The sequence below is a fragment of the Streptomyces zaomyceticus genome, from assembly GCF_014656215.1.
GTDB classification, from domain to species: Bacteria; Actinomycetota; Actinomycetes; order Streptomycetales; family Streptomycetaceae; genus Streptomyces; species Streptomyces zaomyceticus.
On sequence record NZ_BNBZ01000017.1, the window covers coordinates 71048 to 90832 of the forward strand.

Annotated in this window: 18 protein-coding genes; 8 read left to right on the forward strand and 10 right to left on the reverse strand. The window is 71.0% G+C overall.

From position 1 onward, the window contains the following. Positions 1 to 6: 6 nt before the first annotated feature. Together glp and galU are read right to left on the reverse strand one after the other, a co-directional pair. On the reverse strand, positions 7 to 1392 hold the full coding sequence (gene glp, locus IE311_RS22120) for a molybdotransferase-like divisome protein Glp (protein WP_373313936.1): 1386 nt from the start codon (positions 1390 to 1392) through the stop codon (positions 7 to 9). 4 nt (positions 1393 to 1396) lie between these two features. Next, the gene (gene galU / locus IE311_RS22125; RefSeq protein WP_189833509.1) at positions 1397 to 2308 is read right to left on the reverse strand and encodes a UTP--glucose-1-phosphate uridylyltransferase GalU; all 912 of its coding nucleotides are present in this window, start codon (positions 2306 to 2308) and stop codon (positions 1397 to 1399) included. A gap of 104 nt (positions 2309 to 2412) precedes the next feature. Here galU and IE311_RS22130 point away from each other — a divergent pair, with 104 nt between their 5' ends. Next, positions 2413 to 3006, forward strand: coding sequence for a 5-formyltetrahydrofolate cyclo-ligase (locus tag IE311_RS22130; RefSeq protein WP_189833510.1), 594 nt, complete (start codon positions 2413 to 2415; stop codon positions 3004 to 3006). Here the strand turns inward: IE311_RS22130 and IE311_RS22135 are convergent, their stop codons facing one another. Next, positions 3007 to 5763 carry a penicillin acylase family protein gene (locus IE311_RS22135; protein WP_189833511.1) on the reverse strand — a complete coding sequence of 919 codons (2757 nt, stop codon included), beginning with the start codon at positions 5761 to 5763 and terminating at the stop codon, positions 3007 to 3009. A 259-nt stretch (positions 5764 to 6022) separates the two neighbouring features. On the opposite strand from IE311_RS22135, the gene IE311_RS22140 reads away from it, so the two are divergent. The 6 genes from IE311_RS22140 to mscL all read left to right on the forward strand — a co-directional run bounded on the left by IE311_RS22140 (position 6023) and on the right by mscL (position 11878). Then, on the forward strand, positions 6023 to 7546 hold the full coding sequence (locus IE311_RS22140; RefSeq protein WP_229902073.1) for a potassium/proton antiporter: 1524 nt from the start codon (positions 6023 to 6025) through the stop codon (positions 7544 to 7546). 252 nt (positions 7547 to 7798) lie between these two features. Further along, positions 7799 to 9070, forward strand: coding sequence for an MFS transporter (locus IE311_RS22145; protein WP_189833512.1), 1272 nt, complete (start codon positions 7799 to 7801; stop codon positions 9068 to 9070). Positions 9071 to 9138: 68 nt separating this feature from the next. Beyond that, the gene (locus tag IE311_RS22150; RefSeq protein WP_189833513.1) at positions 9139 to 9477 is read left to right on the forward strand and encodes an FmdB family zinc ribbon protein; all 339 of its coding nucleotides are present in this window, start codon (positions 9139 to 9141) and stop codon (positions 9475 to 9477) included. A 101-nt stretch (positions 9478 to 9578) separates the two neighbouring features. Continuing rightward, entirely contained in the window at positions 9579 to 10424 is an 846-nt protein-coding gene (locus IE311_RS22155; protein ID WP_189833514.1) for an S-methyl-5'-thioadenosine phosphorylase, read from the forward strand. A gap of 296 nt (positions 10425 to 10720) precedes the next feature. After that, positions 10721 to 11212 (forward strand): CpaB family protein, encoded by a 492-nt coding sequence (locus IE311_RS22160; RefSeq protein WP_308439823.1) that lies wholly within the window; start codon positions 10721 to 10723, stop codon positions 11210 to 11212. Positions 11213 to 11329: 117 nt separating this feature from the next. Next, positions 11330 to 11878 carry a large conductance mechanosensitive channel protein MscL gene (mscL, locus tag IE311_RS22165; RefSeq protein ID WP_229902074.1) on the forward strand — a complete coding sequence of 183 codons (549 nt, stop codon included), beginning with the start codon at positions 11330 to 11332 and terminating at the stop codon, positions 11876 to 11878. Between the two features lie 19 nt (positions 11879 to 11897). On the opposite strand, the gene IE311_RS22170 is transcribed toward mscL, so the two are convergent. The 5 genes from IE311_RS22170 to IE311_RS22190 all read right to left on the reverse strand — a co-directional run bounded on the left by IE311_RS22170 (position 11898) and on the right by IE311_RS22190 (position 16240). Then, positions 11898 to 12119: a hypothetical protein gene (locus IE311_RS22170; protein WP_189833516.1), complete on the reverse strand. Its 222-nt coding sequence runs from the start codon at positions 12117 to 12119 to the stop codon at positions 11898 to 11900. A gap of 81 nt (positions 12120 to 12200) precedes the next feature. Beyond that, positions 12201 to 12668 (reverse strand): hypothetical protein, encoded by a 468-nt coding sequence (locus IE311_RS22175; protein ID WP_229902075.1) that lies wholly within the window; start codon positions 12666 to 12668, stop codon positions 12201 to 12203. Further along, complete coding sequence (locus tag IE311_RS22180) at positions 12665 to 13324, reverse strand: Rieske (2Fe-2S) protein (RefSeq protein ID WP_189833517.1); 660 nt, start codon at positions 13322 to 13324, stop codon at positions 12665 to 12667. Before IE311_RS22180 ends, IE311_RS22175 begins: the two co-directional genes overlap by 4 nt. Further along, positions 13321 to 13920 (reverse strand): 4Fe-4S dicluster domain-containing protein, encoded by a 600-nt coding sequence (locus IE311_RS22185; protein ID WP_189833518.1) that lies wholly within the window; start codon positions 13918 to 13920, stop codon positions 13321 to 13323. The genes IE311_RS22180 and IE311_RS22185 overlap by 4 nt, the downstream gene beginning before the upstream one ends. Before the next feature lie 7 nt (positions 13921 to 13927). Then, positions 13928 to 16240, reverse strand: a complete 2313-nt coding sequence (locus IE311_RS22190; protein ID WP_189833519.1) for a molybdopterin oxidoreductase family protein — start codon at positions 16238 to 16240, stop codon at positions 13928 to 13930. Between the two features lie 143 nt (positions 16241 to 16383). Here IE311_RS22190 and IE311_RS22195 point away from each other — a divergent pair, with 143 nt between their 5' ends. After that, on the forward strand, positions 16384 to 17685 hold the full coding sequence (locus IE311_RS22195) for an RNA-guided endonuclease InsQ/TnpB family protein (RefSeq protein ID WP_229902076.1): 1302 nt from the start codon (positions 16384 to 16386) through the stop codon (positions 17683 to 17685). Here IE311_RS22195 and IE311_RS22200 read toward each other — a convergent pair. Both IE311_RS22200 and pflA read right to left on the reverse strand, forming a co-directional pair. Continuing rightward, complete coding sequence (locus tag IE311_RS22200; RefSeq protein WP_189833520.1) at positions 17652 to 18803, reverse strand: MFS transporter; 1152 nt, start codon at positions 18801 to 18803, stop codon at positions 17652 to 17654. The two genes, IE311_RS22195 and IE311_RS22200, sit on opposite strands and share 34 nt — an antisense overlap. Positions 18804 to 18902: 99 nt before the next feature. After that, positions 18903 to 19757: a pyruvate formate-lyase-activating protein gene (pflA, locus tag IE311_RS22205; RefSeq protein WP_189833521.1), complete on the reverse strand. Its 855-nt coding sequence runs from the start codon at positions 19755 to 19757 to the stop codon at positions 18903 to 18905. Positions 19758 to 19785: the final 28 nt, after the last annotated feature.

The window sequence follows — 19785 nt, forward strand, 5'->3', positions numbered from 1 at the left end:
GCCCCCTCAGCCGAGGAGGACCACTTCCAGGACAGCGCCCGGCTCGACGCTCTCCGTCTCCTCCGGGACCACGAGCAGGCAGTCCGCGTGCGCGAGGGCCGCGATCAGATGGGAACCCGCACCGCCCACCGGGGTGACGGTGCCCGCCTCCGGGTCGTACGTCCCCCGGAGGAACTGCCGGCGCCCCGCGGGTGACGACAGCGCCTTGTCGGCGACCAGCTCGGCGCGCGCCCGGGGCCGGTGGAGGTCCTCGACGCCCATCAGGGCCCGGATAGCGGGCCGGACGAACAGCTCGAAGGAGACGTACGAGGAGACCGGGTTGCCCGGCAGCGCGAGCAGCGGGATCTGCTCGGCGCCGATCGCGCCGAAGCCCTGCGGCTTGCCCGGCTGCATGGCCAGCTTGCGGAAGTCGACCTGGCCGTCGGCGGTCAGCGCCTCCTTCACCACGTCGTAGGCGCCGACGCTCACCCCGCCCGTGGTCACGATCAGATCGGCCCGGATGAGCTGGTCCTCGATGGTGGCGCGCAGCGACTCCGCGTCGTCGGCGACGGCTCCCACCCGGTAGGCGAGGGCTCCGGCGTCCCGCGCGGCCGCGGCGAGCGCGAAGCTGTTGGAGTCGTGGATCTGGCCCTCGCCCAGCGGCTCGCCGGGCTGGACCAGCTCGCTGCCGGTGGACATGACGACCACCCGGGGGCGGGGCCGGACCCGGACCGTGCCGCGGCCGATCGCGGCGAGGAGACCGATCTGCGGCGGTCCGAGGACCGTGCCGGCCTCGAGGGCCCGCTCCCCGGCCCGGACGTCGCTGCCCCGGGTGCGGACGTGCGCACCGGCCTCGGCGGCGCGGTGCACCCGGACCTCGCCGGCCGCGCCCTCGGGGGCGGCACTCGCGGCGGTCATACCGGTGGCCGCGCCGCCGCCCGTGCCGCCGTCGGTCCACTCCACGGGGACGACGGCCTCGGCGCCGGGCGGCAGCGGGGCGCCGGTCATGATCCGGGCGGCCTGGCCGGGGCCGACCTCGGGCAGCCCGCCCGCGCCCGCCGCGACGTCCCCGACGACGGTGAGGACGGCGGGGAACTCCTCGCTGGCACCGGCGACATCGGCGACCCGGACCGCGTACCCGTCCATGGAGCTGTTGTCGAAGGGAGGCAGTGCGACCGGCACCGTCACGTCCTCGACGAGGACGCAGCCCTGCGCGTCGAGGAGTTGCAGCTCGATGGGTTCGAGCGGGCCGACCGTCGCGAGGATGTCGGCGAGGTGCTCGTCCACCGACCACAGCCCGCGCGCGGGCCCCGCGCAGGGGTCGGCCGCTCCCCGCTCGTCGCCGTGGCCGTGCTCGGGGCCCTGCTCGTGGTCGTCGTCGTGGGACGGCGACGGTGCCGCGCTGCTGCTCAAGGTGCTACATCTCCTCGCTGACGTATCTCCGGAGCCAGGCCCGGAAGTCCGGTCCCAGATCTTCACGTTCGCACGCGAGTCTGACAATGGCACGCAGATAGTCACCACGGTCACCGGTGTCATAGCGGCGCCCCTTGAACACGACTCCGTGCACCGGGCCGCCGATCTTCTCGTCGGAGGCGAGTTTCTGCAGGGCGTCGGTCAGCTGGATCTCCCCGCCGCGGCCCGGCTCGGTCTCCCGCAGCATCCCGAAGACGGCCGGATCGAGCACATAGCGGCCGATGATCGCGTAGTTGCTGGGCGCCTCGCCCGCGTCCGGCTTCTCGACCAGGTCGGTCACCTTCACGACGTCCGAGTCGACGGTCGCCTCGACGGCCGCGCAGCCGTACAGATGGATCTGCGAGGGCTCGACCTCCATGAGGGCGATCACGCTGCCGCCCTCCCGCTCCTGGACCTCCACCATCCGCGAGAGCAGCGGGTCGCGCGGGTCGATCAGGTCGTCGCCGAGGAGTACCGCGAAGGGCTGCTCGCCGACGTGCGGGGCGGCGCAGAGCACGGCGTGGCCGAGGCCGCGCGGGGCGCCCTGGCGCACGTAGTGCATGGTGGCGAGGTCGCTGGACTCCTGGACCTTGGAGAGGCGCTCGTCGTCGCCCTTCCGGCTCAGGGCCTCCTCCAGCTCGTAGTTCCGGTCGAAGTGGTCCTCCAGGGGACGCTTGTTCCGGCCGGTGATCATCAGGACGTCGGAGAGTCCGGCCGCGACGGCCTCCTCGACGACGTACTGGATGGCCGGCTTGTCGACGACCGGCAGCATCTCCTTGGGCGTCGCCTTGGTCGCCGGGAGGAAGCGGGTGCCGAGGCCGGCGGCCGGGATGACAGCCTTGCTGATCCGGCCGAGGCTGGGGAGCGACTGATTCATGCGGTGCACCTTAGTCGTTCGGAATGAGAGAAAGATGTGACTCCGATTAACTTCCTCCGCATAAAGACAGATACGAGAGTTTCGCGAATTCACATGGGGCCGTCATGACACCGGAGATGTCCGAAAAGGCCGTGCTGCGCAGTCGACTTCTGGCCGCTCGCGCCGCGCTGAGCGCCGAATCCCTGGCACACACGGCCGAATCCCTCGCCCGACGGGGGCTGGAACTGGCCGAACTCGCCGAGGCGTCCACGGTCGCCGCCTATGTGTCGGTGGGCCGCGAGCCGGGCACGCGCGCGTTGCTCGACGCCCTCCACGCGCGCGGGGTGCGGGTCCTGCTCCCCGTCCTGCTCCCCGACAACGACCTCGACTGGGCCGTGTACGAGGGTTCGGAGCGGCTCGCGAAGGCCGGCCGGGGACTGCTCGAACCGGTCGGGCCCCGGCTCGGTCCCGAGGCCGTGTGCGCCGCCGACGCCGTCCTGCTGCCGGGCCTCGCGGTCGACGGGCGCGGGATGCGGCTCGGCCGGGGCGGCGGGTCGTACGACCGGGTGCTCGCCCGGCTCACGCGCACCGGCACCGACCCGGCCCTGGTGGTGCTCCTGTACGCGGACGAGGTGGTCGCCCGGGTCCCGGAGGAACCGCACGACCACCCCGTGCACGCGGTGGTGACCCCGGAGGGGGTCACCCGCTTCACGCCCTGATCAGGGCTTCAGCGTCAGCGTGTCCTTCGTCGCCGCGTCGACCGCCGCCTTGCCGTAGGCCCAGTCGTACAGGTCGCCCTTCGCCCAGGCGTCCGTCTGGTCGGTGTAGTTCGAGTGGAAGGCGTGCCCGGAGGCTCCGGTCAGGTTGATCCACCGGGACTTGTCCCAGTCCCCGACGTTGACCACCATCCGCATCGACGGCACCCAGATGACCTCGTAGCCGCCGGCCGCGTTCCAGCCGGTGGCGTCGACGGCCGCCTCGCCGCCGCCCAGGTTCCACGGGCCGCGGTTGAGGAGCCGCTGCACGGCGCCGGGTCCGGCGGTGCCGAGGGTCTGGTTCTTCAGGGTCAGCTGGTGCAGCCGGCCCCAGCTCCAGGTCGAGACGTCCTTGCCGAGCTTGGCGGTCAGCTCCCAGCGCGCGTCCTTCATGGCGCGGGCGAGCAGCTGGTCACGGGTCTCGGTGGCCTGGTCGGTGCGGTTGCCGGGAGTGACCCACCACTCGCTCTTCTCCTGCTTGAGGAGCGGGCGGACCACCTCGTACCAGCGGTCGCCGCCGTCCGGCTGCGCCGATTCGGGGTCGCGCTGGCCGCATTCCCGTACGAGCTTGTTCTGCTCGTCGACCGGGCCGGTGGCGTCGGCGGGGCGCACGTTGATGCAGTCGCCCTCGGCGCGCAGTTCCTTGGGCAGCTTGTTGCCGAAGGACAGCTTGAGGACGTTGCGCCAGACCGCGTTGAAGTAGGCGGCGGCGGCCGAGTCGGGCTCCTGGGTGTAGTCCCAGCCCTCGAGCAGCTTCTGCGCCTCGCGGACGTGCGGGTCGGAGATGTCGATCTTCAGCAGGAGCGGGTTGAGCAGGGTCGCGATCTCGCTGCGGTTGTCCGTCTGCATGGTCCGCATGTCGTCCGGCGAGACCTTGCCGCCGTCCTTGATCTTCGACTCGATGAGGTCGTTGATCCGCTGGCTGCGCGAGCCGTAGCCCCAGTCCTTGGTGAGCAGGTCGGGGTAGGTCGAGGAGTCGATCACGGCCTGGTTGGCGGTGACGATGTAACCGCGCTCGGGGTCGTACTCGTAGGGCAGCTGGTCGAAGGGGATGTAGCCCTTCCACCGGTACGAGGAGTCCCAGCCCGGCGCGGGCAGGGTGCCGTCGCCCTTGCCGCGCTGCGGGATCTTGCCCGGGGACTGGTAGCCGATGTGGCCCTCGGTGTCGGCGTAGATCAGGTTCTGCGAGGGGACCTCGAAGTTCTTGGCGGCGGCCCGGAACTGGTCGAAGTTCTTGGCGCGGTCGAGGGCGAAGATCGCGTCCATCGACTTGCCCGGCTGGAGGGCGGTCCACTGGAGGGAGACTCCGTAGCCGGTGCCGCGGTCGGGGGCGGCGTTGCCGACGGGGGCCTTCTGGCCGACCTTCTCCAGTTCGGTGGAGCGGTCGGAGACGAGCGGGCCGCGTTCGGTGGAGCGGATGGTGATCGTCCGGTCGGTGCCGCCGGCGACCTTGATGATCTCGTCGCGGACCGTGAAGGGCTTGACCTTGCCGTCGACGAGGTAGCCGTCGGGACCGATCTTCTCCAGGTAGAGGTCGGTGACGTCGGCGCCGAGGTTGGTGAGACCCCAGGCGATCTTGTCGTTGTGTCCGATGATCACACCCGGCATGCCGGAGAAGGTGTAGCCGGAGACGTCGTAGCGGCAGGTCGCCGAGACAGAGCGGCAGTGCAGACCCATCTGGTACCAGAGGGACGGCAGCTGCGGCGCGAGGTGCGGGTCGTTGGCGAGCAGCGGGTTCCCGGAGGTCGTGTACTTCCCGGAGACGACCCAGGAGTTCGAGCCGATGCCGTTGCCGTTCGGGCCGAGGAGGGCGGGGATGCCGTCCAGGACCTCGGAGAGGGCGCCCAGCTGGGACTGCGTACCGGAGTCGGAGGAGCCGGACGAGCCCGTGCCGTCGAGGCCGCCGCCCGGGGTCTCCCCGGTGGTCGCGCCGTCGGCCTCGCCGGCCTCGGCCTTCGGGTCGAACTTCCCGGTGGACTCGTCGACCGCGCCCCGGTCGACGATCGGCTGGTGGAGCGCGTACGGGTAGTCCGGGTACAGCTGCTTGATCTGGCGCGCGCTCATCCGGCTGGTCATGAGCGAGCGGTCGATCTCGTCCTGCATGTTGCCGCGCAGGTCCCAGGCCATCGCCTTGAGCCAGGCCACCGAGTCGACCGGCGTCCACGGCTCGATCGCGTAGTCGTTGGTGAAGCCCAGGGCCGCGTACTCGACGGAGATGTCGGCGGGGTCCCGGTCCTTCAGATAGGCGTTGACGCCCTCCGCGTACGCCTGGAGGTACTTCTTCGTCTCCGGCGACAGGACCTTGTCGTACTCCTGCTGCGCGACCTGGCGCCAGCCGAGGGTGCGCAGGAAGGAGTCGGTCTCGACCTGGCTCTCGCCGAACATCTCGGAGAGCCGGCCCGCGGTCACATGACGGCGGACGTCCATCTCGTAGAAGCGGTCCTGGGCCTGGACGTAGCCCTGGGCGCGGAAGAGGTCCGTCTCGTTGTCCGCGTAGATCTGCGGGACGCCGTTCGCGTCGCGCTTCACGTCGACGGTGCCGGACAGGCTGTCGAGCCGGATCTCGCCCGTGGTCTGCGGGAACGAGGCCCGGACGGTGCTCACACCCCAGTACCCGCCGTATCCGACGCCCGCGACCAGGGCGAGGACCAGGACGAGGAGGATCAGGCGGGCGCGCCGCCCTTTCTTCTTGGCGGGAGGCGCGGTCGTGTTGGAGGGCATCGCTGTCCTTCGAGGGGCAGGGTGGTCCTGGAGTACGGGAGCAACCTTAGGCGCAGCGTCCGGACGGCCCGGACGCGGTGTCAGGAAGAGAACCGTACTGGTGAGCGAGGAGGCGCAAAGAAGGCGTCAAGAAAACGTTAAAGATTAGGTAAGGTAACGAAGTGTCGGCCGCTGGAGGAACGATCCAGCTGCATGTGAGGGGAAGGAACGGCCACTGACTGTCCACCAGCTCAACGAACTCCTGCTCATCAGCTCCCTCGTGCTGCTGATCGCGGTCGCGGCCGTACGGATCTCGTCCCGGAGCGGGCTCCCCAGCCTGCTGCTGTACCTCGGCATCGGCATCGCCATCGGCCAGGACGGCATCGGCAACGTCGCCTTCGACAACGCGGAACTGACGCAGGTCATCGGCTACGCCGCCCTCGTCGTGATCCTCGCCGAAGGTGGCCTCGGCACGAAGTGGAAGGAGATCAAGCCGGCGCTGCCCGCCGCGGTCGTCCTCTCCACCGTCGGCGTCGCGGTGAGCGTGGGCATCACGGCCGCGGCCGCCCACTACCTCGTCGGTCTCGACTGGCGACAGGCCCTGATCATCGGCGCCGTCGTCTCCTCCACCGACGCGGCGGCGGTCTTCTCCGTGCTGCGCAAGGTGCCCCTGCCCTCACGGGTCACCGGTGTCCTGGAGGCCGAGTCCGGCTTCAACGACGCCCCCGTCGTCATCCTCGTCGTCGCCTTCTCCACCGCCGGACCGGTCGACCACTGGTCCGTCCTCGTGGGCACGATCGCCCTCGAACTCGCCATCGGCGTCGCCGTCGGCCTCACCGTCGGCTTCCTCGGCGCCTACGGGCTGCGACACGTCGCCCTGCCCGCCTCCGGCCTCTACCCGATCGCCGTCATGGCCATCGCCGTCGTCGCGTACGCGGCCGGCGCCATGGCCCACGGCTCCGGCTTCCTCGCCGTCTACCTCGCCTCGATGGTCCTCGGCAACGCCAAGCTGCCGCACGCGCCCGCCAACCGCGGCTTCGCCGAGGGACTCGGCTGGATCGCCCAGATCGGCATGTTCGTCCTGCTCGGCCTGCTCGTCACCCCGCACGAGCTCGTCCACGACTTCTGGCCCGCCGTCGTCATCGGCCTGGTCCTGACGGTGGTCGCACGGCCCATGGAAGTGCTGGTCAGCCTGCTGCCCTTCCGCATCCCCTGGCAGGAGCAGGCCCTGATGTCCTGGGCCGGCCTGCGCGGAGCCGTCCCCATCATCCTCGCGACCATCCCCATGGTGTCCGACATCGAGGGCAGCGAGCGGATCTTCAACATCGTCTTCGTGCTCGTCGTCGTCTACACCCTCGTCCAGGGACCGACCCTGCCGTGGCTGGCGAAGGCGCTGAAGCTCGGCGACGACGGGGACGCCGCCGACCTCGGCGTCGAGTCCGCGCCCCTGGAGCGGCTGCGCGGCCACCTCCTCTCGGTCGCGATCCCGGAGCACTCACGGATGCACGGCGTCGAGGTCGCCGAGCTGCGGCTCCCCGCCGGAGCGGCCGTCACCCTCGTCGTACGGGAGGAGTCGAGCTTTGTACCGGGGCCCGCGACCGTCCTGCGGCGCGGCGACGAGCTCCTCGTCGTCGCCACCGACCCGGTGCGGGACGCCACCGAGCGACGGCTGCGCGCGGTCGGCCAGGGCGGCAAGCTCGCCGGCTGGCTGGGCACGGGCGGTGCCACGGCGGCCTCGGTCCCGGCGGGCACGGCGCTGCGCTTTCACCGCTCAGGTGAGCACCCCAAGCGAACATCCGATTAATCCGAGGCATTAATTCAGAGGGAGGAGCGTTTTCCCAGGCAGGAAGACGCTCCTCCCTGTAGCATGAAGGCACACCTGATCGAACCAACTCTGCCTGACGCAGAGCTGGCGCGACCGTATGGCGGCCGTGGCGCCCCTCCGCAGTGGGGCCGGCCCGGTATCTACCGCAGTTCCGCGCATGAGGACAGCTCTCGGCGACACCCGCACCACAGTGCCGGGGGCGCGCTACCAGGCGGCGGAAAGGCAAGGACCGTGGCGTCCACGGTCATCTCGGACAAGCGGCCCGGTTACGGGCAGCTACTGCGCACACCCGGTGCGCTGTCCTTCCTGCTTCCCGGCTTCGCCGCCCGGCAGCCCTTCGCGATGCTGACCATCGGCATCGTCCTGCTCGTCCAGCACACCACCGGCTCCTTCGGCAGTGCCGGCGCGGTCGCCGCCGTCACCGGCGTCTCCATGGCGCTGTTCGCTCCGCAGAGCGGCAAGCTCGCCGACCGCTTCGGCCAGCGCGCCGTCCTGATCCCCGGCGTCCTCGTCCACACCGCGTCCGTCTCCCTGCTCGTGGTGCTCGCCCTGAGCGGCGCCCCGCTCTGGGCCCTGTTCCTGGCCGCGGTGCCCGCCGGTGCCTCCGTGCCCCAGGTCGGACCGATGGTCCGGGCCCGCTGGGCCGCCAAGCTGGACGGCACCCCGCTGATGCCGACGGCCGCGGCCTTCGAGTCCGTCACCGACGAGTTCACCTTCGTCGTCGGCCCCGTCCTCGCCACCGCCCTGTGCACCGGCGTCCACCCGGCCGCCGGCCTGATCGCCGAGGCCGCGCTCACGCTCTTCGGCGGACTCTTCTTCGCCGCCCAGCGCGCCACCCAGCCCGCGTTCGGCATCTCCTCGGCCGGCTCCGCCGAGCCCCACCGCTCGGCGCTCTCCATCCCCGGCGTCCGGGTCCTCGTCGTCGCCTTCCTCGGCATCGGCTCCGTCTTCGGCGGCATGCAGGTCTCCCTCACCGCCTTCACCGAGGAGATCGGCAACCCCGGCGCCAACGGTCTGCTCTACGGCGTCTTCGCCGCCGGAAACATGCTCGCGGGCATCGCCATGGGCGCCGTCGCCTGGAAGACGGGCCCCCGCCGCCGTCTGATCCTCGGCTACGCCGGCCTCACCGTCGCCGCGTCGCTGCTGTGGACCACGCACTCGGTGCTGCTCCTCGGCGCCCTCGGCCTGGTCGTGGGGCTGTGCATCGCCCCCGCCCTGATCACCGGCTACACGATCGTCGAGACCCTGATCCCGGCGTCCTCCCGCACCGAGGCCTTCACCTGGCTCACCGGCGCCGTCGCGCTCGGCCAGGCCGCCGCCGTCACGGTCGCCGGCCGACTCGCCGACGCCCACGGCGCGAGCACCGGATTCCTGGTGCCGATGGTGGGCACCGCGCTCGCCCTGGCCACGCTTCTCGCCCTGCGGTCCCGCCTCAAGCCGCGCGAGACGAGCCGGGTCGCGGCGCGTGGTATCGGTCACCGCGTGCCGGTGGCGGTGGACTGAACCCGCGGAATACGTCAGTATGGATTGTCGTTAGCACTCGATGAGTGTGAGTGCCAGGAGGAAGACAAGTGCCGACCTACCAGTACCAGTGCACCGAGTGCGGCGAAGGCCTCGAGGCGGTGCAGAAGTTCACCGATGACGCGCTGACCGAGTGCCCCCAGTGCAAGGGCCGCCTGAAGAAGGTGTTCTCGGCCGTCGGCATCGTCTTCAAGGGATCCGGCTTCTACCGGAACGACAGCCGCGGCTCGTCGTCCAGCAGCTCGCCGGCCGCGTCGAAGTCCTCGACCCCGTCGTCCTCGTCCACGTCGTCCTCGACGTCGGACGCGAAGCCGGCCGCGTCGACGTCCTCGGCGCCCGCTTCCGCCTCCTCGACGTCCGCGTCGAGCACCGGGAGTTCGGCCGCCTGACGCCTGATTCAGGACAACGTCCGTACGTTCTTTCACCGAGGGCCCCGTCGTTCGCGACGGGGCCCTCGGTGTTTCCCCGGGCCGCGCATAGGGTGACCGCCATGGCGACCCAGGGTGTGTACGCGGACATCGGTGTGATCGGCGGCTCCGGCTTCTACTCCTTCCTGGAGGACGTCACGGAGGTGTCGGTCGACACCCCGTACGGCAGCCCCAGCGACTCCCTCTTCCTCGGCTCGATCGCCGGTCGGCAGGTCGCCTTCCTCCCCCGGCACGGCCGGAACCACAGCATCCCGCCGCACCGGATCGACTACCGCGCCAACCTCTGGGCCCTGCGCTCCGTGGGCGTCCGGCAGATCCTCGGACCCTGCGCGGTCGGCGGGCTCCGGGAGGAGTACGGGCCGGGCACGCTCGTCGTCCCCGACCAGCTCGTCGACCGTACGAAGGCCCGGGCGCAGACCTACTTCGACGGGGAGCGGCGGGCCGACGGAGCCCTGCCCCGCGTCGTCCACGTGACCTTCGCCGACCCCTACTGCCCGGACGGGCGGCGGGTGGCGGTCAAGGCCGCCAGGGGACGGGGCTGGGAGCCCGTCGACGGCGGGACGATGGTGGTGATCGAGGGACCCCGCTTCTCCACCCGGGCCGAGTCCCGGTGGCACGCCGCGGCCGGCTGGTCGGTCGTCGGCATGACCGGGCACCCCGAGGCCGTCCTCGCCCGTGAGCTGGGGCTCTGCTACACCTCGCTCGCGCTCGTCACCGACCTGGACGCGGGCGCCGAGACCGGCGAGGGCGTCTCCCACACCGAGGTGCTGCGGGTGTTCGGCGAGAACGTGGGGCGGCTGCGGGAGGTGCTCTTCGACGCGGTGGGCGCCCTCCCGTCGACCGTCGACCGGGACTGCCTGTGCACCCGTGCGCACGACGGCTGGGACCTGGGGATCGAGCTGCCCTGAACACGGCGAAGCACCGTCAGGGGTGCGGCAAACCACCTTCAGGAGTGAGGGAGTTGTTCACAGGTCCGGGGTGATCCCCAGGCCCGGGCGGGGGGACGGCGCGGCCGGGAGAGTGGGAGCCGATCCCACTCCCGACCAGGACGGCCGTGCCCACGATGACGCAGCCCTTCCCCTCCTTCCGTCATTCATCCGACCCCGCCCAGGGGCCTGCCCATGCCCCCGCCCGTTTCCCCGCTCCTCCCCCGACGCCGTTCCCCTCCTCTTCTCCCGCCCCGTCTCCCGTTCCGGCGCCGTGCGTGGTGCCGGTCTTCGAGCCGCTACGGGTGCGGGGCCCCCGGCACCGCCTGCGCAGGGCACTGCGCCGGGCCCGCCGGATGCCGACGGTGCTCCTCGCGCTCGTCGCGGCGGCCCTCGCCGTCGCGGGCGACACCCCACCGCCGGGGCCGCCGGGAGCGCCGGGGGCTCCCGTCCCCGCCGTCGCCGCCCGGGCACGCCCACCGGCCGCCGTCCGCCTCGTGTCCGCGCCGGTGCGGATCGCCGACGCCGCGACCGTACGGCTGCTGCGCCCCGGCGACCGGGTCGACGTGATCGCCGCGCCGGACTCCCCGATCGGCTCGGACGGCGAGGCCCGGGTGGTCGTGACGGGCGCCCGGGTGGCTGAGGTTCCGCCCCCGGACGAGACCCGTCCGGACGGAGGGGCGCTCGTCGTCCTGTCCGTGCCGCGGTCGACGGCCGCCGCGCTGGCAGGAGCCGGCGTCACGTCCCAACTGGCGGTGATCCTGTGCTGATTCGCACGGACACCCTGTCAAGTCACCGGTCCGTGTGTACGGATTGGACGGCTCCATTCCGTTCGCGGCCTAATGGCACCGCACACAGCAGCAGCACGAGCGACGAAAGGCACCTTGGTGGCCGAGAAGAAGGAAAGTCTGATGGGCGGCTTCAAAGCCTTCCTGATGCGTGGCAACGTGATCGACCTGGCCGTGGCCGTCGTCATCGGTGCCGCGTTCACCAACATCGTGAACTCGGTGGTCAAGGGCATCATCAACCCGGTCGTCGGCGCCTTCGGCACCAAGGACCTGGAGAGCTACTCGTCCTGCATCAAGGACTCGTGCGTCGTCGTCGACGGGGAGGTGCAGGGCATCCAGCTCCAGTGGGGCCTGGTCCTCAGCGCGGTCCTCAGCTTCCTGATCACCGCGGCCGTCGTCTACTTCCTGATGGTCCTGCCGATGGCGAAGATCCTCGCGAAGCGCGCCGCGCACGACAAGGCGAAGGAAGGCGTGGCGGAGACCATGGAGATCAGCGAGCTGGAGGTCCTCAAGGAGATCCGCGACCACCTCGTCGCCCAGCGCGGCCCGGTCACGGGCACGGGCACGGGTTCGGGATCAGGCACGGGCCCGGGGTCGGGTTCAGGTACGGGCTCGGGCGGCGGATCCGGGACGCACCCCACCTCCTGACCGGCGACCCACGCCGGTGTCAGAGGTGGTGCGGCGGCTTCTCGTCGAGGAAGCGCGCGAGGTCGGCGGCGCTGTCGCCGCCGGCCGGAGGCCGCTCGCCCCATCCACGGTCCGTGTCGTCCGCGGACTGCCGGTCCAGCGGATCGTCGAAGACGAGTACCGGCTTCGGACTGTTCCTGGGGCTGGGACGTACGCCGGGCTGCTTCGCGTCTCGCGGTCCGTGGGCGGGGGCGGTACTCATACCTCAAGGGTACGCCCGCTCCCCCGCCCCGTACCCCTTTGATCTGCGCTCTTCCCGGGCCGTCGGGCACCACCCTCCGGCTCAGCGGTCCTTCGGGTCGATCATCCAGAGGCCGAGCACCACCAGGAACGACAGGACGAGGAAGCCCGCGCCCCACCACGCGGTGCCGGTGTTCCCCGCCATCCACTCGTCCACCACGATCGTCAGCCCCCACAGCTGGCCGATGACGACCGTGAGCGCCAGCGCCAGACGCGCCGACAGCTTCGAGGAGCGCTCCGGCTCCTGCTCCGTACCGGCTCCCGGTCCCGGCCCCGTGTGCCGGATCCGGGGATCGCCGTAACCGCTGGTGGGGCGGATCTGCGGATAGCGCTCGTGCACCGGCCGGTTCAGCCGCGGCTGCGCACTGCCCGGGGTGTACGCGGGGGGCCGGGGTGCCTCCGGGGCCGCCGGTGTCACGGGGGGCCGGGAGACCTCCGGGGCCGTCGGCGTCACGGGGGGCTTGGCCGGCTCCGGGGCCTCCGGGTCGCGCGGGAAGGCGCTCTCGGTCATGTCCGCTCACTCCTCTCCCCCGCCGCGCCGGGCGCGGAGGCGCCGGAGCATCCCAGCCGGTCGGCGAGTTCGGGCCGGTCGTCGCCGAGCTGGCGGCAGAGACCCTCCCGGGCGCTCTCTCCCGAGCGGGCGGTGCCGATCGCCCAGACGCTGCCGTCGGTCTCCTCCACCAGCACCACCTTCGGCAGTCCTCGGGGCGGCGGACCCGCGGTGACCTCTCCCGTACGGGCGTCGAAGACACCCTCGTGGCAGGGGCAGTACAGCTCGCCCTCGCTGCCCCGGTCCTTGCGCCAGAGCACGGCGCAGGCGAGGTGGGTGCAGACGGCGGAGTAGCCGGCGAGGGTGCCGTCCTCCAGGCGGACGGCGACCGCGCGGTCCTCGGAGCCGGGGTAGCGGAAGGCCAGGGACTCTCCGGGCAGGAGCTGGTCGGCGATCCGCTTCGCCTCGGGTGCCCCCTCGCTGTCCCCGTGGCGGTGCAGGATGCCGGAGGCGACGGCGACACCTCCGACGGCGAGGCCGCCGGAGACGGTGGCGACGATCCGCAGATAGTCGCGGCGGGTGGTGAGCGAGTCGGCGGCGATCCGGTCGTGGAGCGCTTCCTGGGCCGCGTCGGAACGGGGGTCCGGCGCGGGTGGCTGGGGGTCGGTGACGCTCAACGGACATCCCTTCCATTGATCTCGACGACGGGCAGCCCGCCGGGTACCGGCCACTGCACCTTGTCGGCGGGGACGACCATCGCCACACCGGTGGTGACGGTGCTGGAGCCGAAGGTGAAGGAGTCGGCGACCTGGACGCCGGGGCGTTCGGCCCGGAGTTCTTCGAGGGTTCCGTAGAAGAGGGCGCCGGTGGGGCAGACGGTGGCGCACATGGGGGCGAGGCCGTAGGCGGTGCGGTCGTAGCAGAGGTTGCACTTCATCTGGAGCTTCGCCTGGAGGTCGATCTTGGGGACGCCGAAGGGGCAGGCGTTGACGCAGTTGGCGCAGCCGATGCAGCGGGTGGTGTCGGCCTGCTGCACGACGCCGTCGGCGGTGACGAGGATGGCGTCGGCGGGGCAGACCTCGGCGCAGGGGGCGACGGGGTCCTCGCAGTGCATGCAGACGGTGGGGAGGGAGGCGACGGAGTGGCCCTCGTCGGGGTAGTCGAGGTGGATCATCGACTTGCCGCGGTGGGAGTCGCATTCGCGGCAGGCGGAGACGCAGGCCTGGCAGCCGATGCAGCGGCCCGGGTCGATGAAGATCGTGCGGCCCATCATGTGCGGGTCAGCTCCTCTCCGCGGTGCCGCGGCCCTGGGGGGAGGTGGGGGGCAGCGGGTCGGTGCGGGAGACCTGGGTCTCCGGGTAGGCCTGGTGGCCGGGGGCGGTGGGTGGGGCGGGGACCTCGTCGATCCGCTCGGCGGCCTCGATACGGGCGGCGCACACCTTGTACTCCGGGATCTTGGAGCGGGGGTCGAGGGCGTCGATGGTGAGGGCGTTGGCCGCCGTGGGGACGGGCCAGTGGTACGGGACGAAGACGGTGTCGGGGCGGATGGCCTCGGTGACGAGGGCGGGGAAGACCTCGCTGCCGCGGCGGGTGACGACCCTGACGGGGTCGCCGTTGCGGAAGCCGTGGGAGGGGTGGACCTCCACCCAGGGGCGCGGGGTCTGTTCGACGAGGGCGCCGAGGCGGCGGGTCTGGTTGCCGGAGAGGAAGTGGGCGACGGTGCGGCCGGTGGTCAGCGAGAGGGGGAACTCCTCGCTGTACGGGTCCATCGGCGGGTGCCATTCGACGACCTGCATATGGATCTTGCCGTCGGGGTGGTAGGTGCGGCCGTTCTCGAAGAGGCGGGGGGTGCCGGGGTGCTCGGTGCTGGGGCACGGCCAGGCGATGCCGCCGGTCTCCTCCAGGCGCTCGTAGGTGATGCCGTAGTAGTCGTTGACGGTTCCGGCGGAGGCGATGCGGAGTTCCTCGAAGACGGAGCGGGAGTCGGGGAACTCGAACTTGTCGCCGGCGCCGAGCCGGCGGGCGAGTTCGCAGATGACCCAGGTGTCGGTGCGGACGCCGGCCGGGGGTTCCTGGGCCTTGTTGTGCTTGACGACCCGGGCCTCGGCGTTGGCCATGACCCCCTCGTCCTCGGCCCAGACGGTCACGGGGAAGACCACGTGCGCGTTGGCCGCGGTCTCGGAGAGGAAGAAGTCGAACTGGGCGTGGAACTCGAGGGTGTCGTAGCCGTCCTTGACGGTGGCGTAGTTGGGCAGCGAGACGAAGGGGTTGTTGCAGATGCCGACGAGTCCGCGGATCTCCTTGCGCTGCATCTGCCAGACCATCTCCATCATGGAGGTGCCGGCGAGGGGGAGTTCGGCCTCGTCGATGCCCCAGATCTCGCAGATCTGGCGGCGGTGCTCGGGGTTGGTGATGGAGCGGCCGCCGGGAAGCAGGTCGGACTTCTGGCCGTGCTCGCGGCCGCCCTGGCCGTTGCCCTGGCCGGTGATGGTGCCGTAGCCGGCGCCGGGCCCGCCGATGTGTCCGGCGGCGACGCACAGGTTGATGATGCTGAGGCAGTTCTCGACGCCCTGGGAGTGGTGCTCGACGCCGCGGGCGTGCCAGGCCATGGCCCGGTCCGCTCCGGCGAACATGCGGGCGACCTGGACGATCTGCTCCTCGGGGACGCCGCAGATCTCGGCCGACCGGGCCGGCGGGTATGCGGCGACCGTCGCCTTGACCTCCTCCCAGCCGGTGGCGTGGGCGGCGAGGTAGGCCTCGTCGGTGAGGCCCTCGGCGACGACGACATGGAGGACGGCGTTGAAGAAGGCGGAGTCGGTGCCGGGCTTGAGGGCGACGTGGAGGTCGGCGGTGCGGGCGATCGCGGTCTCGCGCGGGTCGACGACGATGAGGGTGGCGCCCCGGTCGCGGGCCCCCCACAGGTACTGGGTCATGACGGGGAAGCATTCGCCGACGTTGGAGCCCGCGATGAGAAGGCAGTCGGTGAGGAGGATGTCGGAGAAGGGGTTGCCGGCCCGGTCGATGCCGAAGGCCAGCTTGTTGGCCCCGGCGGCGGAGACCATGCAGAGGCGTCCGTTGTAGTCGACGTGGCGGGTCTTCAGGGCGACCCGGGCGAACTTGCCGACGAGGTAGGTCTTCTCGGAGTAGAGGCTGGCGCCGCCGAGCAGGCCGAAGGCGTCGTTGCCGTACTCGCCCTGGATGCGGCGGATCTCGGCGACGGTGTGGTCGAGGGCCTCGTCCCAGCTGACCTCCCGGAACTCCTCGTCGCGATTGCGGCGCATGAGGGGCGCGGTGAGCCGGTCGGGGTGGTTGACCTGCTGGTAGGCGTTGATGCCCTTGGGGCAGAGCCGCATCCGGTTGATGTCGTGGTTGCGGGGCTCGACGCCGAAGACCTTGCCTCCGCGGTCGACGCGGAGGTACATGCCGCACTGGACGCCGCAGAAGCAGCAGTGGGTGGGGACGAGGGTCTCGCCGTTCTGGTCGGCGTGCCAGCGGTCGGCGGGGATGCCTCCGGCGTCGCGGAAGTTGCGGGTGCCGGGCGGGGCGAGGGAGGGGTCGAGCGGCAGCGCCCTGTTCGGGTCGGTCGCGGTCACTTGATCCCCCTCATGAGACCGCTGACTTCGGCTCCGGAGGAATCGGATCCTCGGAGCAGATCCGTGAAGCGACGGGGCTCATCGCGCATCTGCTGTGACCTGCCCTTTCTTTCGTTGTCAGTGGTGGTCGCTAGATTTCGGTCATGACTGCGGCGGAGATGGCGGTGGGTGTCAGGTACGGCCGGTGGACCTATCGGATGCGTGTGTCGTCCACGGCGTGTGCCGCTCTGGAAGCGGAGTGGGCGCGGTGCCGCTGGATCTGGAACGAGGCCGTGGCCAAGTCGCAGGCCGTACACGCGCGCAACAGGAGCACGGGGGACAAGGCGACGTGTGGTCCGGCTCAGCTGGACAGGATGCTGAGTCAGGCCCGGGCTGCGAACGCTTGGCTGCGCGAGGGCTCTTCGGTGCCGCAACAGCAGGTGCTCCGCGACTTCGGAAGGTCCCGGTCCAAGGCACTGAAGGACGCCAGAGACCGCCTGCCGCAACAGCAACGAGCGGGCATGCCGAGGTACAAGAAGAAGGGACAGGTGGATCCGAGCCTGAATTACACCCGGCGCGGCTTTCGCCTCAAGGACGGTCGTCTGCATCTGGCGGGCGGAATCGTGCTGACGGTCGTGTGGTCGCGGGAGCTGCCCGCACCTCCTTCGAGCGTGCGTGTGTTCCGGGACAGCCTCGACCACTGGTACTGCTCGTTCGTCACAGCCGCCACCACCGAAGCCCTGCCCCTCACCGGTGCGGTGATCGGCATCGATTGGGGCGTGCGGGAGACCGCGACCACGACATCCGACGCGCACGACCTGCCTCATGCCCAGCACGGCCGGAAAGCCGCTGCCAAGGTGGCGCACTACCAGCGGATGATGGCCCGTCGTCGGACACCTCGCGGCGAGGCTCAGACACGGGGGTACCGAGACGCCCGGCGTCAGGCCGCGAAGATTCATCGCAAGGTGGTCCGACAGCGCGAGGACACCGCCCGCAAGTGGGCCAAGCGCGTGGTCCGCGACCATGACGCCCTTGCTGTCGAGGACTTCCGCCCGAAGTTCCTCGCCAAGTCCACGATGGCGCGCAAGGCGGCAGACGCCGCCATCGGCGCCACCAAGCGAGCCCTTGTCGAGATGGGCCGCAAACACGGCCGCGCCGTGTATCTGGTCCACCCCGCGCACACCACCATGGACTGTGCGCAGTGCGGTGCGAGAACCAAGCACGCACTACCTCTTTCAGAACGAACCTACGCGTGTACCGCGTGCGGTGCTGTGTCCTCCCGGGACAGAAACTCCGCCCGCGTGATGCTCGTCCGGGCTGGTCTCAACCCGGCTGGTGCTGATCGTGCAAGTGCTGCAGGACCGCCGGTCCGCAGCCGACGTGAGCCAAAAAGCCCCTCCGTGACGGAGTCGTCCGTCACGGAGGGGCGGGGTCAATTGAACCCTTTCTTCACATGGTCGAGGTAGGCGCTTCCGCGCAGGACGCGCTTGCAGCGGGGGCAGTACTCGGCCCACTGGTCGAAGCCGAGGTCGAGGTCGCGCATGGTGCCCCGGAGGTTCTCCACGTACGGGGCGGTGTCGATGGGCTCGTGGCAGCGGCGGCAGGTGAGCACCTCCTCGTCCTTGCGGCGGGAGGTGTACTTGAAGAGCTGCATGCCGACGGCGGCGGGCCGCTGGACGATGTGGAAGAACTTCCCGAAGGGGATGTAGATGAGGGTGAAGACGACCGACACCATGTGGAGGATCGCGAGGAACTCGTAGCCTCCGCCGTGCAGGAAGATCGACGAGAAGGTGAGCAGCAGCCCGGTCACGGAGATGACGATGAGGGCGAGCAGCGGCACCAGGTCGTAGGCGAAGCGCTGGCCGGTGATGGCGCCGCGGTCCTTCATCCGGCGCCAGAGGAAGTAGCCCGCGCCGGGGATGACCAGGACGGCGGCGATGTCGAGGCCGTGGAACATGAGCCAGCCGAGGACGCTGAGGGCGTCGAAGCCGAGGACCTTGAGGCCCCAGATCCGCATCTCGTAGCCGGGGCCCGAGCCGGTGGAGGAGGTGAAGGTGAACCAGCCCCAGGTCAGCGGGAAGGTGATCGCCGCTGCCAGCAGACAGCCCCAGAAGATGAGCTGGTGGGCGGCCCAGCGGGCGTGTGAGCGGGCGCCGAGGAACTTCTGGAAGCCGAGGTAGGTGGCGATCATCTTCGGCAGCGCGGTGGGCGCCTTGCGGAAGTTCGCGACGGAGAAGAAGGAGCCCCAGCCCTTGTGGAAGAGGCGGCGGGCTCCGGGGGCGGAGATCCAGACGGTGTAGCGGTAGGCGACGCCGAAGGCGAGGAAGACCGTGGCGACGGCGTAGGGCAGCAGTGCCGAGTCGAAGTCGCGGAGCAGACGGCTGCCGAAGACGATCGCGAGGATGAGCAGCACGGAGACGACGGTGCCCGCGAGGGTGGCGCGGCGGCGTACGGCGGCCGGGGTCTGGGGCGGGGGGCCGGCGGCGGCCGGTTCTCCCGGGGCGGTGCCGCCGGGTGCGGGGGCGCCGGGGGTGGGGTCGCCCGGTGGAGGTGTCGGATCGGCTGTCTGCGGTGGCTCGGTCACGCGGCCACGGTAAGGCCGCACGGGGGGTTTTGCCCTGTTTTGACAGTTCTTGGGGTGAGGGCGTCGCCCGGACGGGTTCGGGTGGTGCTCCGGGCCTCCTCAGACCGCGTTCAGGCCATGGGCGCGGAAGACCTCGCGGACCTCGGCGATCCGCTCGGGTGTCGGGGACGGCGTGTCGTGCAGGGTGAACGGCATGGCGAGTGCCTGCCACTTCGCTTCGCCGAGCTTGTGGAAGGGCAGGATGTCCACGCGGGAGACGTTGCCGAGACCCCCGGCGAAGGCGGCGACTCCCTCGACGTCGGCCGGGTCGTCGGTGAGGCCCGGGACGAGGACGAAGCGGACGTGGACCTCCTGGCCGAGGTCGGCGAGACGCCTTGCGAAGTCCAGGGTCGGCCGCAGGGGCCGGCCGGTGACCCTCTTGTACGTGTCCGGGTCCCAGGACTTGATGTCGAGCAGGACCAGGTCGGTGTCGCGCAGCAGGGCGTCGGTGGCGCGGACGCCCAGGAAGCCCGAGGTGTCGAGGGCTGTGTGCAGGCCGAGCTCGTGCTTCATGCGGTGCAGCAGCTCTCCGGTGAAGACGGGCTGGAGGAGCGGTTCGCCGCCGGAGACGGTGGCGCCGCCCCCGGAGGCGGAGATGAAGCGGACGTACTTGCCCGCCTCGGCGATCACCGAGTCGGCGGAGGTGCGCCTGCCGTTGCGCATCTTCCAGGTGTCAGGGTTGTGGCAGTAGAGACAGGTGAGGGGACAGCCGGAGAGAAAGGTGACGAAGCGGGTGCCGGGGCCGTCGACGCCGGTGGACAGGTCCCAGGAGTGGACCGAGCCCTCGGAGGGGCGCCGGGTCGCCGCGGCGGCCGGGGTCGCGGGAGCCGCGGCGCCGGGAGGCGTGGCGGCGTGAGACGTGGCGGCGTGAGACGTGGCGGCGGGGGTCGCGGGCCCGAGGGCGAGGCTTGTCATGGCAGGGCCTCTTTCGATCGTGTCGGGG

What these genes read in the sequence shown, in the direction of transcription:
- galU (WP_189833509.1), bottom strand. Translation starts at nt 2,308, where the DNA reads ATGAATCAGTCGCTCCCCAGCCTCGGCCGGATCAGCAAGGCTGTCATC.
- IE311_RS22130 (WP_189833510.1), top strand. Translation starts at nt 2,413, where the DNA reads ATGACACCGGAGATGTCCGAAAAGGCCGTGCTGCGCAGTCGACTTCTG.
- IE311_RS22135 (WP_189833511.1), bottom strand. Translation starts at nt 5,763, where the DNA reads ATGCCCTCCAACACGACCGCGCCTCCCGCCAAGAAGAAAGGGCGGCGC.
- IE311_RS22155 (WP_189833514.1), top strand. Translation starts at nt 9,579, where the DNA reads ATGGCGACCCAGGGTGTGTACGCGGACATCGGTGTGATCGGCGGCTCC.
- IE311_RS22170 (WP_189833516.1), bottom strand. Translation starts at nt 12,119, where the DNA reads ATGAGTACCGCCCCCGCCCACGGACCGCGAGACGCGAAGCAGCCCGGC.
- IE311_RS22175 (WP_229902075.1), bottom strand. Translation starts at nt 12,668, where the DNA reads ATGACCGAGAGCGCCTTCCCGCGCGACCCGGAGGCCCCGGAGCCGGCC.
- IE311_RS22185 (WP_189833518.1), bottom strand. Translation starts at nt 13,920, where the DNA reads ATGATGGGCCGCACGATCTTCATCGACCCGGGCCGCTGCATCGGCTGC.
- IE311_RS22195 (WP_229902076.1), top strand. Translation starts at nt 16,384, where the DNA reads ATGACTGCGGCGGAGATGGCGGTGGGTGTCAGGTACGGCCGGTGGACC.
- pflA (WP_189833521.1), bottom strand. Translation starts at nt 19,757, where the DNA reads ATGACAAGCCTCGCCCTCGGGCCCGCGACCCCCGCCGCCACGTCTCAC.